This is a genomic window from Floricoccus tropicus (genome assembly GCF_001832905.1).
GTDB classification, from domain to species: Bacteria; Bacillota; Bacilli; order Lactobacillales; family Streptococcaceae; genus Floricoccus; species Floricoccus tropicus.
Map to the genome: position 1 here is coordinate 307003 of NZ_MKIR01000012.1, position 15157 is coordinate 322159.

General features: G+C 30.7%; 21 protein-coding genes. 1 reads left to right on the forward strand and 20 read right to left on the reverse strand.

Annotated features, from left to right (window positions below; genetic code table 11):
• The 20 genes from BG261_RS05275 to BG261_RS05365 form a co-directional block, all read right to left on the reverse strand.
• Positions 1-585: an aminodeoxychorismate/anthranilate synthase component II gene (locus tag BG261_RS05275; RefSeq protein ID WP_070792113.1), complete on the reverse strand. Its 585-nt coding sequence runs from the start codon at positions 583-585 to the stop codon at positions 1-3.
• A 1-nt stretch (position 586) separates the two neighbouring features.
• A complete protein-coding gene (trpE, locus tag BG261_RS05280; RefSeq protein ID WP_070792114.1) occupies positions 587-1960 on the reverse strand; it encodes an anthranilate synthase component I in 1374 nt (457 codons plus the stop codon).
• A 618-nt stretch (positions 1961-2578) separates the two neighbouring features.
• Positions 2579-2737, reverse strand: a complete 159-nt coding sequence (locus BG261_RS11470) for a hypothetical protein (RefSeq protein ID WP_158007181.1) — start codon at positions 2735-2737, stop codon at positions 2579-2581.
• Positions 2738-2922: 185 nt separating this feature from the next.
• Entirely contained in the window at positions 2923-4122 is a 1200-nt protein-coding gene (locus BG261_RS05285; RefSeq protein ID WP_070792115.1) for an ABC transporter permease, read from the reverse strand.
• Positions 4119-4805: an ABC transporter ATP-binding protein gene (locus BG261_RS05290; protein WP_070792116.1), complete on the reverse strand. Its 687-nt coding sequence runs from the start codon at positions 4803-4805 to the stop codon at positions 4119-4121. The genes BG261_RS05285 and BG261_RS05290 overlap by 4 nt, the downstream gene beginning before the upstream one ends.
• Positions 4802-5983, reverse strand: a complete 1182-nt coding sequence (locus BG261_RS05295; protein ID WP_070792117.1) for an efflux RND transporter periplasmic adaptor subunit — start codon at positions 5981-5983, stop codon at positions 4802-4804. Before BG261_RS05295 ends, BG261_RS05290 begins: the two co-directional genes overlap by 4 nt.
• A 3-nt stretch (positions 5984-5986) precedes the next feature.
• Positions 5987-6478 (reverse strand): hypothetical protein, encoded by a 492-nt coding sequence (locus BG261_RS05300; protein ID WP_070792118.1) that lies wholly within the window; start codon positions 6476-6478, stop codon positions 5987-5989.
• Between the two features lie 128 nt (positions 6479-6606).
• Positions 6607-7263: a GPP34 family phosphoprotein gene (locus BG261_RS05305; RefSeq protein WP_070792119.1), complete on the reverse strand. Its 657-nt coding sequence runs from the start codon at positions 7261-7263 to the stop codon at positions 6607-6609.
• Between the two features lie 58 nt (positions 7264-7321).
• Entirely contained in the window at positions 7322-7510 is a 189-nt protein-coding gene (locus BG261_RS05310; RefSeq protein WP_070792120.1) for a hypothetical protein, read from the reverse strand.
• Between the two features lie 84 nt (positions 7511-7594).
• Entirely contained in the window at positions 7595-7972 is a 378-nt protein-coding gene (locus BG261_RS05315; protein WP_070792121.1) for an ABC-2 transporter permease, read from the reverse strand.
• Positions 7973-7992: 20 nt separating this feature from the next.
• Positions 7993-8643: an ABC-2 transporter permease gene (locus tag BG261_RS05320; protein WP_070792122.1), complete on the reverse strand. Its 651-nt coding sequence runs from the start codon at positions 8641-8643 to the stop codon at positions 7993-7995.
• A 20-nt stretch (positions 8644-8663) separates the two neighbouring features.
• On the reverse strand, positions 8664-9314 hold the full coding sequence (locus BG261_RS05325) for an ABC-2 transporter permease (RefSeq protein ID WP_070792123.1): 651 nt from the start codon (positions 9312-9314) through the stop codon (positions 8664-8666).
• 20 nt (positions 9315-9334) lie between these two features.
• The gene (locus tag BG261_RS05330) at positions 9335-9997 is read right to left on the reverse strand and encodes an ABC-2 transporter permease (RefSeq protein WP_070792124.1); all 663 of its coding nucleotides are present in this window, start codon (positions 9995-9997) and stop codon (positions 9335-9337) included.
• A gap of 23 nt (positions 9998-10020) precedes the next feature.
• Positions 10021-10668 carry an ABC-2 transporter permease gene (locus BG261_RS05335; RefSeq protein WP_070792125.1) on the reverse strand — a complete coding sequence of 216 codons (648 nt, stop codon included), beginning with the start codon at positions 10666-10668 and terminating at the stop codon, positions 10021-10023.
• A 21-nt stretch (positions 10669-10689) separates the two neighbouring features.
• Positions 10690-11346 carry an ABC-2 transporter permease gene (locus BG261_RS05340; protein WP_070792126.1) on the reverse strand — a complete coding sequence of 219 codons (657 nt, stop codon included), beginning with the start codon at positions 11344-11346 and terminating at the stop codon, positions 10690-10692.
• Positions 11343-12206, reverse strand: a complete 864-nt coding sequence (locus BG261_RS05345; protein WP_070792127.1) for an ABC transporter ATP-binding protein — start codon at positions 12204-12206, stop codon at positions 11343-11345. The genes BG261_RS05340 and BG261_RS05345 overlap by 4 nt, the downstream gene beginning before the upstream one ends.
• Complete coding sequence (locus BG261_RS05350; protein WP_070788736.1) at positions 12206-12583, reverse strand: GntR family transcriptional regulator; 378 nt, start codon at positions 12581-12583, stop codon at positions 12206-12208. Before BG261_RS05350 ends, BG261_RS05345 begins: the two co-directional genes overlap by 1 nt.
• Positions 12584-12763: 180 nt before the next feature.
• A complete protein-coding gene (locus tag BG261_RS05355) occupies positions 12764-13285 on the reverse strand; it encodes a cysteine hydrolase family protein (protein WP_070792128.1) in 522 nt (173 codons plus the stop codon).
• Positions 13286-13287: 2 nt separating this feature from the next.
• Entirely contained in the window at positions 13288-13788 is a 501-nt protein-coding gene (locus BG261_RS05360; RefSeq protein ID WP_070792129.1) for a GNAT family N-acetyltransferase, read from the reverse strand.
• Positions 13789-13819: 31 nt separating this feature from the next.
• Positions 13820-14293, reverse strand: coding sequence for a DUF2798 domain-containing protein (locus BG261_RS05365; protein WP_070792130.1), 474 nt, complete (start codon positions 14291-14293; stop codon positions 13820-13822).
• A gap of 217 nt (positions 14294-14510) precedes the next feature.
• Here BG261_RS05365 and BG261_RS05370 point away from each other — a divergent pair, with 217 nt between their 5' ends.
• Entirely contained in the window at positions 14511-15143 is a 633-nt protein-coding gene (locus BG261_RS05370) for an SDR family oxidoreductase (protein ID WP_070792131.1), read from the forward strand.
• Positions 15144-15157: the final 14 nt, after the last annotated feature.

Here is a 15157-nt window from a genome sequence, read left to right on the forward strand (position 1 = left end):
TCAGTTACTTGATTCATCTACAACCTCCAAAAAATTATCTATCATTGCCATTCCATCTGGTGTTCCAATACTTTCAGGATGAAATTGCAGTCCATATATCTTAAGTTTCTCATTTTCAATTGCCATAATTTCATCGTCATCCGTAGCAAACCCTGTGATTTCAAAATTGTCCAATTTTGATTTTTCATCCATAACGATTGAATGATAACGCATTACTTCAACTTCAGAAGGAAGTCCTTTAAAAATTTTATTGTTTTGGTCTTGCTTCATTTGAGATTTTTTTCCATGCATTACTTGTTTGGCAAGCCTTAACTTTCCTCCAAATACTTCAACTATTGCTTGAAAACCTAAGCAAATTCCGAGGATTGGTTTCTTCCCTGCATAATATTCAATCATCTTTTCCATCTGCCCCGCATCTTTTGGCCACCCTGGACCTGGTGAAAATATTAAGGCATCAGCCTTGTATGCAAGCTCGTAAATTTTTTGATGATCGTTTCTTAGTACGTGAACCTCATCGTGTTTATCCCCGACATACTGGGCTAGATTGTGAGTGAAAGAATCGTAATTATCAATTATTAAAATCATATCAGTCTCCTAGATTCATAAATAAACGGGCTTTGTTAAGGCATTCTTGGTACTCTGATTGTGGGTCGCTATCATATACGATACCAGCTCCCGCTTGAACGTAAGCTTTGGAATTTTTCACTAGCATGGTGCGGATAGTAATTGCAAAATCACAAGTATCATTATGTGTTATATAGCCAACTGCTCCTCCGTAAAAGCCACGCTTAACTTTTTCAAATTCGTAAATTCTTTGGTAAGCTCTGTGCTTAGGTGCCCCGCATAAAGTTCCGGCCGGCAAGGTAGCGAGCAAAGCATCAACACTGGTTAATCCTTTTCTCAATCTACCTTCAACGATTGAAACTAGGTGCATCACATATCTGTATCGCTCAACCTTCATGAAAAGTGGTACTTCAACGCTTCCATAGTTGGAAATCTTTCCAATATCGTTTCTTCCAAGATCGACAAGCATTTGATGTTCCGATATTTCCTTTGGATCCCTGACAAGACTCTCTGCAAGTTCGATGTCTTCCAACTCGTTCGCCCCTCTTTTCCTTGTACCAGCTATTGGATTTGTTGAAACAATGCCATCTCTTACTGCTACCAAGCGTTCAGGTGATGAACCGATAATCTGAAATTCCTCAAAGTCTAAATAATAAAGATAACTAGATGGATTCTCAACCCTTAAGCGCCTATAGTAGTCAAAAGGATTTTGTCTTATATCTGCCTCAAAACGTTGACTAAGAACTATCTGAAACATATCTCCCTGCCTGATTAATTCACGTGCTTTAGCAACTGATTCAATAAATTCATCTTTTTCAGTCATGCTTGCAAAAGATAATTTTTCAAGATTATTGTCTTCAAACTCATTAGATGCAATTTTATTAAGCTGCGCCAAATCATTTTTGATTTGATTCTCTAAGTCTTCTTTACTTCTGCCAGAATATATATTGTCTTCAACAATTGTTACAAGTTCTTCTTTGTGGTCATATATAAAATATGATTCAAATAGCATAAAGTAAAAATCTGGTATGTCAAAATTGTCACTTAAATCAATTTGTAAGTCCTCGTAGAAACCATACATATCAAAACTCACATATCCAATAGCTCCTGATTGAAAAGGAAAATCTAAGTTTGACTCTTTATTAGATTTTGGAGTAGTCACAATATTTTCCAGATATTTGAAAGGATCATCTGTTTTGATTTCCTCATCGTCATGATGTAAAGTTCCATCTTGAAATTTAATATGACTTACTGGATTAAAAGCAATTATTGAATATCTAGACTGACTACTGTCTCTTGGAATACTCTCTAGAATTACCTTATTCTTCCCCATGAGTCTTAGGTAAATGCTTATTGGTGTTAGTGAATCTGCTTTGATTACTTTTTTAATTAACATAAGTTCCCCCATATAGTTGTTTGAAATAGAATAATAAGGGAAGATGAGTTGAAATATAATATCGAATAGCTATAAATACAAAAAAGCCCACAGGCAATATACATTACCTGTGGGCGTATTATTAGTCATAATTACGCGGTACCACCACATTTAGAATCATTTTATTGATACGTCAAATAGGCTTGAATTTATATAAACTATTAGAAAAATATTTTTCTTCAAGTATACAAAATCCATTAACTCCAATGACTAAATCTTTTAATTTACAATAGGTTATTGTAAATTACGATTCCATCTCTCATCCTCCAACAAGGACTTGTCAGATATCGGTGACCACCGTGGTTCTCATTGTTTCAAACCAATATATACAATAGCAGATCTAAAATAAAATCCAACTATCAAACAAAGCCCATTCACTTTTTTCCCAACACCGACTCACACTAACCGTCGACTCCCTGAAGATATTCTAAAAGTTACTCTTCTTTGTTTCTTATTGTTGATAATAATATATTATTTTAAATTAAGTGTCAAGCACTTTTTTTAATTTTCTAAATATTATCTATTCATAAATAATTTATTTTATAGCATTTACTTATAATATATAAGCTCATTCATAAATTATTTATGTTCTCTTTCTAATCTTTTCTCTTTTTTCTCTTCTTTTTTATGAGCTACTTTTTCCTCAGCTCTATCAATCTCTTTTTCTGCTTCTTTCTTTTTGTTGCTCTTTTCGAATGAATAACGATCTTCCTTTAGTCCGTCTCTCTCTGTAGCCATAATATTTATATTCCTTTCTTTATAGTGGAATGATTTATATAAAAGATCCCGTACGTTCTAATCTGATTACGAGTACATTGTATCAAAAATGATAAATATATAAAAATATTTGCCTATATTTTTATAATTTGGGCAAATATTTTATTATTTTTAATTTAAAAGTTATTAATATATAAATTAAAACTCTATCTTAATATATCAATTAAATCTTTTTTAGATGCTTCAGATGCTGGCATCACTGAGAATACTAGACCGATAAAAGTTGAGACTCCGACTGCTATCGAAATAGTAAAGAGATCTACAGAAATAGGTATCTTCATTATTTTACCTGCAATTGATGCAATACCAATTCCAATCAAATACCCAATAAAACCTCCTGTTAAAGTTAATATTAAGCCTTCAATTAAAAATTGAAGCATAATTGATTTTCTGGTTGCTCCTAAAGCTCTACGAATACCAATTTCTTTGGTTCTTTCTGAAACAGATATATACATCATATTCATAACACCAACACCAGCAATTACTAAAGAGATACCTGCAACAGCTGTTATGAACATAGTGATAGTACTAAAGATTTTACTTAATCCTTCTGTTAAAAGCTTAGTATCATATACTTCATACTTCCCAACATCACGCATACTACCTTTTTCTTTTAACTCCTTTACTGCTTCCGTTGTTACAACGTCGGGTTTAGCACCTTCTTTGAGAGTTATTTTTACAGAACTTTTATCTTTATCATTTTCGAAATATTTATGATAGGTATTTTTAGGAATAAAAATATTGTCTTTTGCCATTACAAACATACTATCTTTTTGCGTACTTGTAGTAATTCCAACTACATTGAATAATTGCCCATCAATTTCAATACCTTGTCCTAAAGCACTTTCCGCATCACCTGCTAAATCTTCTGCTGCTGTTTTATCAATAACAGCCACCTTATTTTCACTATCATTATCAAATTCAGTCAAGTTACGACCAGCAAATAATTTTTGATCTGTTGATTTAGCAAGAGAAATTGCTTCATTTTTATTCTCTTTTGGAAAAGAAATTTGCTTGTAGATTGCTGATTCATCTTGCTCTGCATAGTCTGCTTTTTTTACGTCATTAATTCCACTTAGTAGATTAATATCAGAATCCTTGAAAAAATCAACATTAGCTTGGTAAAGATTAGTATCACTTGGGGTAAAATTAATTGTAATTTCTACGTTCTTAGAGTCACTATTAGTTAAATTTTTTATAGTTGCTTTTTCGAAACCACGCCCGATGGCAAGTATTGCAATTACTGCTGCTATACCGATGACGATACCAAACATAGTCAAAAGACTTCTCTTTTTATTGTTTTTGACTGCCTTAAGTGCAGATTGGAAGTTAACATAAAAGTTCATATAATTATTACCTCCTCATCACTTTCAATGGCACCATCACGGATTTTTATTAGTCTATGACAATATGGTACAACCTCTGGATCATGAGTTACAACTATCAAAGTTACACCTTCATCATCATTCAATGATTTGAAAAGTGTCAAAATTTCTTCTGAAGTCCTTGTATCAAGGGCCCCGGTTGGTTCATCTGCAATAATAAATTTGGGTTTCATAATAAGTGACCTAGCAATGGCAACCCTTTGTTGTTGCCCACCTGAAAGTTGTTTAGGATATTTTTCTCCCTTGCCCTCAAGTCCTACTTTCTTCAAAGCTGCTTCAACCAACTCACCTGTTTCAGATCTCTTATAACCACCATATAATAAAGGAAGTTCAACATTTTCATAAACAGTATTATTTTCAATCAAGCTAAAATTTTGAAAGATAAAACCAACAGTTGAATTTCTGATTTTTGAAAGTTTATCATCATCAGATGTCACAAGAGACTCTCCCTCAAATAAATATTGACCTTCAAATTTTTTATCAATGAAACCTATTAAGTTTATTAAAGTAGATTTACCTGATCCCGAAGGACCCATAATTGCAACCATTTCTCCAGCAGATATATGCAAATTAACATCTTTCAATACATGGAACACCTCATCACCTGTATTGTAATATTTATTTATACCAACTAGATCAATCATTTATTATCCGCCACTTTCACTTCTTTACCATCTTTGATTTCCTTGTCAGGCTTAACAATGATGACATCTTTTGCATTTAATCCCTTATTAACCACATCAATATTTCCAGCTTCACTAACAGTAACAGCCTGCTTCTTAGCTTTCCCATCTTTATAAAGGAATACATAATTTCCATCTTCTTCTTTTAAGACCGCACTTTTAGGAATTTCAAGGGTGGTAGATTTAATAGAAATTTGTACATTTGTTCCATACTGCATATTTTCTTCAGGTTGAACAGTGAATGAGTAATTTGAAACAGATGATTTATTTGCATCAGCTCCAGCTTGTCCAGATGTTTCTGGCAATTGGTTAACATTTGTTACTTTACCTTTAATTTTTTTGTCATCACTAATTGACTTAATATCAACTTCCTGATCTTTTTTAACCTTCTTAAAATCATACTCTGAGACTGTCCCATTTACAACAGTTTCAGGACTTACTAATGTTGCATAGGCAACGGTTGGATCAACCTTACCTTTTTCGTTGATATATACAATCCCATCCGAAGGTGCTGTAACTGTAGTTGTTACTCTCTTCTGTGCACGTTCAATTGATTTACTAGCATTCGATAAATCTAGATTTGCAGAATCAAGAGCCTGTTGGGCTTGATTAACAACATCCTTTTGTGCACTTAAAGCTTGCTTACTTGCTTCAATTGAAGCCTTGTCATTATCAATTCGTGCATTAGCGAGTTGAGTTTCAAGCTCCCCTTGTTTATCAGTTGCAACATTCAGATTATCTTGAGCATTTGAAACAGCAAGGTTAAATTTATCTAAAGATTGACTTTGTTCATCTGCTTGATCTTCAGCTGTAGCATTTTGATAAGTAGCAATCACTTCGCCAGTTTTCACATTTTGACCATTTTGGACAGAAATATTACTAATTTTTCCTTGGCTTTGGTCAAAATTAAAATATTGCGTATCCTTAGGTTGCACAATTCCCTTTAAAATCAAAGGGTCTTTTTCTTTGACAATTAAAATCTCATAAGAATCTTTTTCATCTTTTTTGCTGTTATTTGTAGAATTTGCCTTATAGATAATAGCACCAATTAAAAGGAGCAATAATAAAATTCCACCAATAATGCTATAACGAACCTTTTGTTTCTTAGTTAATTTCTTTTTTACTCTACTCTTAGACATAAATTAATCCTCTGAATCCAGTTTAAATAAATTTCTCAATGTCATTAATTGTGGAACAATTGCAATTGCCAAACCAACAATCATGCTTACTATACCAATTATTATGACAAAATTACCCATTCCTCCAACACTGCCCATATCAGGTGTAATAAGAAGATTGATAATAACACTTAAAACCGACCATATAATAGCACAGTAGTAAGGCACTTTAGAAGGTATAATTTCATTTTTTAATTTATTATTTGCCTTAAAATACATTACAAGTAAGATAATAGATATAACTAGTGATATAATCGAAATCCCTCTATTTAAAGGTGAGGCCAAGTATTGGGACATTTTATCCCCATACTCTCCTAATTCTTTATAATCCTTATAATTTGCTGTAAATAAAGTATACAACGAATATAATCCAGACAAAACTCCTATAAATTCTAGAACTAAACATACCATATTCCAAAATTTTGCTTTTTTGAAGTAAATTTCTTTTTCTTGCATAATAAATTCTCCTCTTTATTTTTAAAGTAATGGATATCATAACTTTCCCATATTATATATCTTTTTATTTTGTTTCGATTATAAAATTCCCAAAAGGTCCTTTAAAATTCCTAAAAGGTAGTTTTTGTCTACATCAAAGTTGCCATATAAATCACTGAATTTGTTGAAGACATCACCATATTTATTTGATTTATGATATCTTTTACAAATATATTTTCGTCACTATTTTTAAACTCTTTAACCTTAGACTTTAGTTCTTTTTGTTCAAATTTAGAAAAATATTTTTTTATTAAACCCGAATTTTGTAAAAGAATAGTTAATATAATAACTTCCTGTGATAAATTTCCATTTTCTAATAGCTCCGATCGAACTTTCCCAATAATCTCAGAGATTACATCAATTCTAGGTATGTAAGCTTCTTTCTTAAATATAATACCTGCTTCAGACGATCTTCCAAGGTTTTTATCCCTTAACGAAGTCATTATTAATTCACAAATGGAATTCTTCTTCGAAGTAAAAGAAAACTTTTGCACAATTTCACTTAATTTAACTGGTTTCGATTGATTTATATAATCATATAAAGGTTTTAAATACCATAGTCTTTCAGATAAAAGTCCTGAAATTAAAACAACCTTTTTTTCTATCTGTATACAATCTTCAAGTTGCATATCAAGTAGTGATCCCGCTACTATACATCCTGAAATTGCAGGATAGCTAGATGGTATGACTCCATGGTCATTTAATGCACAAATATAATACTGTTGCGTTATTGATAAATCACTCATTTTTTCCCCTTTATCCCTTTATATTGAACACTAATTTTCAAAAGTTATTATATTATGATTAAGCAAATTCTTTTTCATTATAAAAGTGTTTAGTAATAATATATGAAATTAATAACAAAATAATTGAAATAATTAAAATCACTATAGATATACTTTTTACATCTCCGTCAATTATATCAACAATGAAGTCCATAACACCTTGTATGGGCAATATTACATATAAAAGAAGACCAGAACCTGCTAACATACTTAGCGATATCAATCCATACTTACCAAACAAAATAGATATCGGAAGATTAAGCGTCAATGATATTGAAGAAAATATTATACATTATATTACTAAAAATATAATTTCTTCAGAAGAAATCGTCTTTGTTTTAGTTAGTAGCAATAAAAACAAAATAATGATATTTATGACAAAAAATAATAAACTTAGTAAGTATTTTGCCTTAACAATCTCTTTTCGAGTTATTGGGGTAGTAATTTCCAATTTTTCATAAGAATATTTTTCATCATATCCACTAGATGCCTGAATCAATGATGGAATAATTATAAATGGAATTAATATTGCCGTATTAATAATAAAACCATAAATTGTTTTTGCAAAATAATTTATCAGAATAACAATAACGTAATTAAATAAAAAAGAAGCAAATCTTTTTCTAATAAAAAAATTTTCATAAATATCTTTCGCAATTATACCTTTCATAAAACTATCTCCTAAATCTTTTAATTAAATTCTTTTTTATTATAGAAATGTTGCGTAACAAAATATGAAATAAATAAAAATATTACTGCAATTATTAACAATCCTATTAACAACTGATTTTTATCCATAGTAATCAACTCATTAGTGAATTCAATTATTTTACTGATTGGTATTATGACATATATTAATATACCTATTCCCATCATTATAAACATTGGAATCATGCCCCAATTTCCAAACAATATTAAAGATGGATAATTTATTGAAATTGAAAAAATAGAAAAGATTATACCAAGAATACCTAGCAAAATTACTGTATTTTCATCTAATCCGTTTGATTTCATAAATAAAAGTATAAATAATATTAGACAATTAAATGTTGTGAATATTAAACCTAATAAATATTTTGCACTAATGATATCTTTTCTTGTTACTGGCATTGTTATTTGGTATTGTTCATATTTATATTTTTCATCCATAGTAACTGATGATTGAATCAATGTTGGTGCTAGGATAAATGGAAACAGTAGTGTTGCAGCAAATATTGGTCCAAAAATATTATCCCCAAGTATAATAGGAAGTAAACATAATCCATATGAAGAAAATATGCTTAAAAATCCTTTTTTTATTAGAAAATTTTCATATAAATCTTTCGCAATTTCGCCTTTCATAAAACTATCTCCTTAATCTTTTACTTAAATTCTTTTTTATTATAGAAATGTTGCGTAACAAAATATGAGATCAGCAATAATCCTAAAGCAACTATTACCGAAATGATTAATACATACAATATATTTACAGCAGTAATACCCTTAAAAAATTTAATTATTTTACTGAGTGGGAAGACCAAATATATAATCATACCTATCGCAAAAGATATTATCATTGGAATCATGCCCCAAATTCCAAATATCATCAGAGAGGGATAATTGATTGCTAAGGAATACAGCGAAATTATCATTGAAATAAATGATAATAAAAGTAAATTTTTTAATTCTGTATCATGTAGTCTAGTTAGTAAAAATAAAGTTAATAACAAATTATTAAATATCATAAAAATGATACCTATTAAATACTTACCATTTACAACATCTTTCCTAGTAACAGGACCTGTTATTTGATACATTGGATAATCGTATTTATCATCCAGCATAGATGTTGTCTGTATTGGTGAAGGAATTAATAAAAATGGAACGAATACTGTAGATACAACTATCGGAAGAAGCATAGAGTCTCCTATTGCAACCTGAATCATAACAAATACATATGAGGATAAAAAACCCATTAAATTTTTTCTAATACCAAAAAACTCATACAAATCCTTTGCTATTACACCTTTCATAAAGCTATCTCCTTAATATTTTACTTAAATTCTTTTTTGCTATAAAAATGTTTAGTGACAAAATATGAGATCAATAAAGTTGCTAGTCCTAATACTAATGAAATAATTAATAAAATTTCAACATTCATAGTTGACATATCTTTTGCTGATTCTACTATTTTTTCAATTGGAAATATCGTCTGTAAAATAGCACTAATTAGTATAATTATTCCAAGAGGTACCACTCCCCATTTTTGAAAAAACAATAAACTTGGACAACCAATTGATAATGAAAAAATTGAAAGTATCGTTGAAATAGCAACTAGTAAAAGTATTGCTTTCATACCCCAAATATTCACATTGATTAGAAGCAGCAAAAATAACACTATGCTATTTATAATCACAAAAACCATACTCATTAAATATTTCGCATTAACTATATCTTCTCTATCAACAGGACCAGTAATTTGATACTTTTGATAGCCGTATTTCTCGTCTAACTTTGAGGTTAGCTGAACTAATAAATTTGTTAATGCAAATGGAATCAATACTATCGATCCAAATATCTGAACCACTGGAATCATAAATGAATTAACAAAAAAAGTTACTTCAATCATTATAGATACGTAAATAAGTAGAAAATTAATTAAGTTTTTTTTAATTCTAAATATCTCATATAAATCTTTTGCGATTACACCTCTCATAAGTCTCTCTTTCTATACCAGATTTAGTCAAGTTCTCTTTTGCTAAATATTTTTTTCGATATGTAATAAGAAATAAATAAAATTATTACTACTAAAAGAAGTGATAAATTTATATATATCTTTTGGTTTTCATTTACTGAAAAACTTTGAAGTATATTAGATGCGTAAAGAATAGAGAGTGCAACAATATCAAGAAATTGAAGAAAAATGAAGGTAATAAATATTGACGAATTATTACCCAAGGTGTGAAATAAAAATGGTAAAGTAAAACCTGCGAATAGAATACTAATGATCAACGATATTATACTCAAAACCATTGCTTGATTTGCTGTCATGTTTTTATTCAATATTGAAGTTAAGTAAAAGAATAGTGTATTAAAAATACAAAAACCAATTAATTCAATATATTTTGCTGATACGATTCTTGATCTGGAAATTGGCATTGTATCCTGCACCTTCCAAAAGTTACTCATATAATCGCTATTCATAGTTTTTTGAACAAAGAATAAATTACAAATTGGTAAAACAATCAAGCTAGTGGACCAAAAAAGATAAATATTTTTTGTTAGTATAACTATAAAAAATATAGTCCCATAAAAAATTATATGAGAGAGTAAATACTTTCTATTTCCATATTGCTGATATAAATCTTTAATAATTTCTGCTTTCATAAAATTCTCCTTGTCTCAAAATTAACCAAAATCTTTTTTATTGTAGAAATATTGAGTTATGAAATATCCTACAAGCGAAATTATTAGCGAAACAATTACTGCAATCGATAAAATTTTATGAATATCAGAAACTGTAATGTTATTGACTGTATGTAAGTTGAAAAATAATGCACTCATAATCCAAGACCCTACTATCATTGCTCCTATCCAAATATAGGTACTGATTGATTTACTTCCAAATAACATATAGACTGGGTAATTTACTCCAAATGAAATCATAGAAATTATTAAAATTAATACTAAAATATAAGGAATGTATTCAATCTTAATTGCTCCAGTAACTTTATTATTTAGAAAAAGCAGAAGAGTAGATAGTAACATATTAAATAGATAAGAGAAAATTCCGATTATATATTTACCATTCACAATTTCATTTCTTTTAATAGGATAAGTTAATTGTAAATTTGAAAATCCGCTAACATCATCAGCTCTCATTGTCACTTGAAGTATATTTGGAGAAAGAATCATTGGCCCAATATAGATAATTATTATATAAATAAGAAAAACATTTTTTGTAAATATTGCTCCTATTGTAAATATCAAGTATAGACATGTATAAATTAAATTTTTTCTAATACCAAAATACTCATATAAATCCTTTGCTATTACACCTTTCATACTAGCTTCTCACCTTTTACGGTATAGAGCATCAGGTCTTCTAGGCTTGCATTTTCAATAACTAAATCCTTAAATACTTTTCGTATTTCATGCTTATTATTTATGAGTACCTTATAAGAATAATCGTCCTTGCGATAAGCTACTACATCTTCTGGTGACAAAGCCTGTAAAGTATTCAAACCACATGTCACTATTCCAAAGTTCTCCTGAATTTCATCATAATCTCTGATAAAGACAAGTTTCCCATGATTGATGAAAGCTACATAGTCCGCAATCTTATCTAAATCGCTAGTTATATGGCTAGACATAATAACAGTGTGTTCCTCGTCTTCACTATAGTCACGTAAAATATCCAAAATCTCATCCCTAAAAATCGGGTCCAATCCACTAGTTGCCTCATCAAGAATCAATAACTTAGTATCGTGACTCAAGGCAACGGCGAATTCAAACTTCATCTTCATCCCTCGTGAGAATTCCTTAAGTTTTTTATCCTTGGGCAAATTGAAATTCAGTAAATAGTTTTCAAACTTACCATTATCCCAGGTTTTATATACATATTTCATAAAGCCACTAACAAGTTTTGGTGTAAACTCTAAATCAAAGTGAGTTTGGTCGAAAATTACTGCTATTTCTTCTTTAATTTCCTTTTGATTTTGCTCAAAGTCTTTACCGAAATATTGGAGAGTGTCGTAGCTTGAATTAATAATCCCTAAAATAGCGTTGATGAATGTCGATTTCCCTGCTCCATTTTCTCCGACCAGTCCAAAGATACTTCCTTGTGGAATTGATAGACTGATGTCACCTAGAGTGAAATCCTTATATGACTTGCTTAAATTTTTAACAACAACTGCACTTTTCATTAATCTTCCTCCGAGTATAACAATTCCATAGTTTTGAGTAATTCAGCAAGGGAAATTCCATTTTCCTTTGCTAAGACCACTAGGTCCCCCATCATGTCCTCAATCCTTCTGCGATTTTCTTCAGCGATAAAATCCTTATTACTATTTGATACAAATGTTCCCTTAGCTGGAATTGTTTCAATGAATCCATCAGCAAGCAATACTTCATATGCCTTCTGTGTCGTTATGACACTAACATGAAGGCTTTTTGCGAGTTTTCTCATCGACGGTAGGGCCTCACCAGATTTAAGCTCACCCTTCATTATCAACTCCTTTATTTGGGAAACAATCTGCTCATAGATTGGTTTATCAACCGAACTACTGATAATTATTTCCAAAAGAGTACTCCTTTTTAACTGTACTTAAGTTACAAGTACAGTATATACAAATAAAATGTACAGGTCAAGTAAAAAATTAACAAAATAAAAAAAGATGTTAATTACACACCTTCTTTCAAATCTATTGTCATAATATAATCATCTATACTTAATAATTTCCATAAATTTCCCAATCTTAAATTATAAAAGTTTTAAAAATCTTCCATTCCATATATCTTCATAAAAATTTATAGTATTTTCTGCTGACATATAATCATTATCATATGTTGTAGAGAGTCCTTTAACCATTTGTAAATCGTATCCAAGACCATGAGCAAACTTTATAGTTGAATCAACACAGAACTGAGTTTGAGCACCACAAATTTCAAGTGATTTGGCATTTATTCTTTGTAAAATCTCTTGGAGATTTGTCTTATAAAAGGAATTAGCATGTTTCTTTTGAACAAAATAACTTCCTTTTTCGCTCTTTAACTGGTCAACAATTTCCCAATCAGTTTGACCTTCTGTAAGAATTTCATCATTATGTTGGATGAATATAATTGGAAGTCCTTGACTATAATATTGGTCAATTCTTTCATTAACGCCCTTAATGACCTTATCAAAATTATAAATTTGATAATCCTTACCGTCCCACTCAAAATCACAAACACCTTTCTGGAGGTCAATAACTAATAATGCATCGACTAGATTATTCTTTGTCATACTTATATCTCCCTCTTATATCGTAGTGTTTTGGTTGCTTTTGCATCAAGCCAGTTGTCTTGCTCAGACTGAAAAATAAATCCTCGTGCTTCGTAAAATGGTATTCCTTTTTGATTTTCTTTGACTACTGAAACCCACTGAGTAGTTGCACCCCAATCTTTTTGTTGGTCGGTCACAGCCCCAAGTAACAAACTGCCGATTCCTTCATTCCTTCTAGTTGGGTCAAGATAGATAACAAAAAGTTCACCTGTTTCATCGCCCGTCATTCCACCACCTGCTGCTCCAACAACCTGGTCACCATCAAGAGCCACAAAGTAGCCACCCCAATCTTTAGATGAATTCTCAACTTCCTTCAAAACACGCTCGTCATTATAAAAGTCACTAATCACCTTTTCAATATATTCTTGCGTGTGCAGGTCCACATAAGTTGCCCGGTACCCATCACTACAAACGCTCACAATTCCTTCAACATGCTCAGGTCTTGCTCGAACCACTTCAATCATAAAATGCCCCTTTTCTTTTCATTTTACCACATTATTTTATATCTTGAATAGTTCCTACTGGGAAAATACCTCTGAAAATCTTCCTGACTATTGGTCCTGCGATAAAAATTTGCAAGGGAAGAGCCATTACAAAATTTCTAGGAATATTTATCAGCCAAGCTTTAAACAAATTATAATTCAATCCATTGTGCATAATAGCTCCAAATAAAGACATACAAATTACCATTCCTGTAACCATGCAAGTTGAAATGATTAATATTTTTAAAATAAGTGGACTATCTTCCTTAATAAATTTAAAGGCGAGTCCTTTAGCATTTGGAGATACCAAATAAACGTCACAAATAAATCCTACAATCAAAGCAAGTGGTAAACTTACCCATGCTCCTATAAATGCTTGACTAGAGAACCCTATCTCTAAAACAATATTGTAAACACTCATGATATAAACCATGAAGAAACACATTAAACTCGTGTAAATCAAGCTTTCTTTTTTATTAATCGGCATACAAAACCTCTTTCAATTTTTTTGACATTGATTATCATAGCAAATTAAAAAATTTCTCGTAAGTACTTTTTGTGTCTTTTCTCCACTCATGAATTATATATAAATATCAATTTTTTACTATATGTATCAAATATCTTTTTTTACAATCTCCTACAAGTAATCGCTTTCCACATTCATGTTATAATAGGATAAACAATAAAATATAGGGGGATTTAAAATGAATATTTTAATCGTCGGCGCAAATGGTCAAATCGCTAGAGAAGCAATTGACCTATATCTTGAAAATACTGATTTCAACCTCACTCTTTTTCTTAGAAACTCTAGCAGACTAGCTAGTCTTGAATCAGACCGCGTGAAGGTTATCGAAGGTGATGTAACTAATCTATCTGACCTTGTTGAAGCAACAAAGGGAATGGATGTGGTTTATCTTAATCTTGCGGGACCTGTTGAAGAAGGTACAAAAAACGCTATCGCAGCCATGAAAGAAAATAAAGTTGATAACGTAATCTTGATTACAACTTTAGGAATTTATGACGAAGTTCCAGGAGAATTTGGAGTTTGGAATAACGCAAATATCGGACCATATTTTGGACCATATAGAGCAGCTGCCGATGCACTTGAAGCTTCTGGCTTAAGCTATACAGTTCTTCGCCCAGCTTGGCTAACTAATAAAGACGAAATTGACTATGAAACAACTGAGAAAAATGAACCTTTCAAAGGAACTGAAGTTTCAAGAAAAAGCGTTGCTGATTTAGTTGTAAAAGCATCACAAGATAGAGCAAAATACCATAACAAAAACCTTGGTGTTGATAAACCAGGAACAGATGGGCCAAAACCATCTTGGTACTAAAAAAATAAAGGTAG

Excerpts from the sequence above, each read along its gene's own strand:
- BG261_RS05275 (WP_070792113.1), bottom strand. The coding sequence starts at position 585 with ATGATTTTAATAATTGATAATTACGATTCTTTCACTCACAATCTAGCC.
- trpE (WP_070792114.1), bottom strand. The coding sequence starts at position 1,960 with ATGTTAATTAAAAAAGTAATCAAAGCAGATTCACTAACACCAATAAGC.
- BG261_RS11470 (WP_158007181.1), bottom strand. The coding sequence starts at position 2,737 with ATGGCTACAGAGAGAGACGGACTAAAGGAAGATCGTTATTCATTCGAA.
- BG261_RS05285 (WP_070792115.1), bottom strand. The coding sequence starts at position 4,122 with ATGAACTTTTATGTTAACTTCCAATCTGCACTTAAGGCAGTCAAAAAC.
- BG261_RS05290 (WP_070792116.1), bottom strand. The coding sequence starts at position 4,805 with ATGATTGATCTAGTTGGTATAAATAAATATTACAATACAGGTGATGAG.
- BG261_RS05295 (WP_070792117.1), bottom strand. The coding sequence starts at position 5,983 with ATGTCTAAGAGTAGAGTAAAAAAGAAATTAACTAAGAAACAAAAGGTT.
- BG261_RS05300 (WP_070792118.1), bottom strand. The coding sequence starts at position 6,478 with ATGCAAGAAAAAGAAATTTACTTCAAAAAAGCAAAATTTTGGAATATG.
- BG261_RS05305 (WP_070792119.1), bottom strand. The coding sequence starts at position 7,263 with ATGAGTGATTTATCAATAACGCAACAGTATTATATTTGTGCATTAAAT.
- BG261_RS05310 (WP_070792120.1), bottom strand. The coding sequence starts at position 7,510 with ATGTTAGCAGGTTCTGGTCTTCTTTTATATGTAATATTGCCCATACAA.
- BG261_RS05315 (WP_070792121.1), bottom strand. The coding sequence starts at position 7,972 with ATGAAAGGTATAATTGCGAAAGATATTTATGAAAATTTTTTTATTAGA.
- BG261_RS05320 (WP_070792122.1), bottom strand. The coding sequence starts at position 8,643 with ATGAAAGGCGAAATTGCGAAAGATTTATATGAAAATTTTCTAATAAAA.
- BG261_RS05325 (WP_070792123.1), bottom strand. The coding sequence starts at position 9,314 with ATGAAAGGTGTAATAGCAAAGGATTTGTATGAGTTTTTTGGTATTAGA.
- BG261_RS05330 (WP_070792124.1), bottom strand. The coding sequence starts at position 9,997 with ATGAGAGGTGTAATCGCAAAAGATTTATATGAGATATTTAGAATTAAA.
- BG261_RS05335 (WP_070792125.1), bottom strand. The coding sequence starts at position 10,668 with ATGAAAGCAGAAATTATTAAAGATTTATATCAGCAATATGGAAATAGA.
- BG261_RS05340 (WP_070792126.1), bottom strand. The coding sequence starts at position 11,346 with ATGAAAGGTGTAATAGCAAAGGATTTATATGAGTATTTTGGTATTAGA.
- BG261_RS05345 (WP_070792127.1), bottom strand. The coding sequence starts at position 12,206 with ATGAAAAGTGCAGTTGTTGTTAAAAATTTAAGCAAGTCATATAAGGAT.
- BG261_RS05355 (WP_070792128.1), bottom strand. The coding sequence starts at position 13,285 with ATGACAAAGAATAATCTAGTCGATGCATTATTAGTTATTGACCTCCAG.
- BG261_RS05360 (WP_070792129.1), bottom strand. The coding sequence starts at position 13,788 with ATGATTGAAGTGGTTCGAGCAAGACCTGAGCATGTTGAAGGAATTGTG.
- BG261_RS05365 (WP_070792130.1), bottom strand. The coding sequence starts at position 14,293 with ATGCCGATTAATAAAAAAGAAAGCTTGATTTACACGAGTTTAATGTGT.
- BG261_RS05370 (WP_070792131.1), top strand. The coding sequence starts at position 14,511 with ATGAATATTTTAATCGTCGGCGCAAATGGTCAAATCGCTAGAGAAGCA.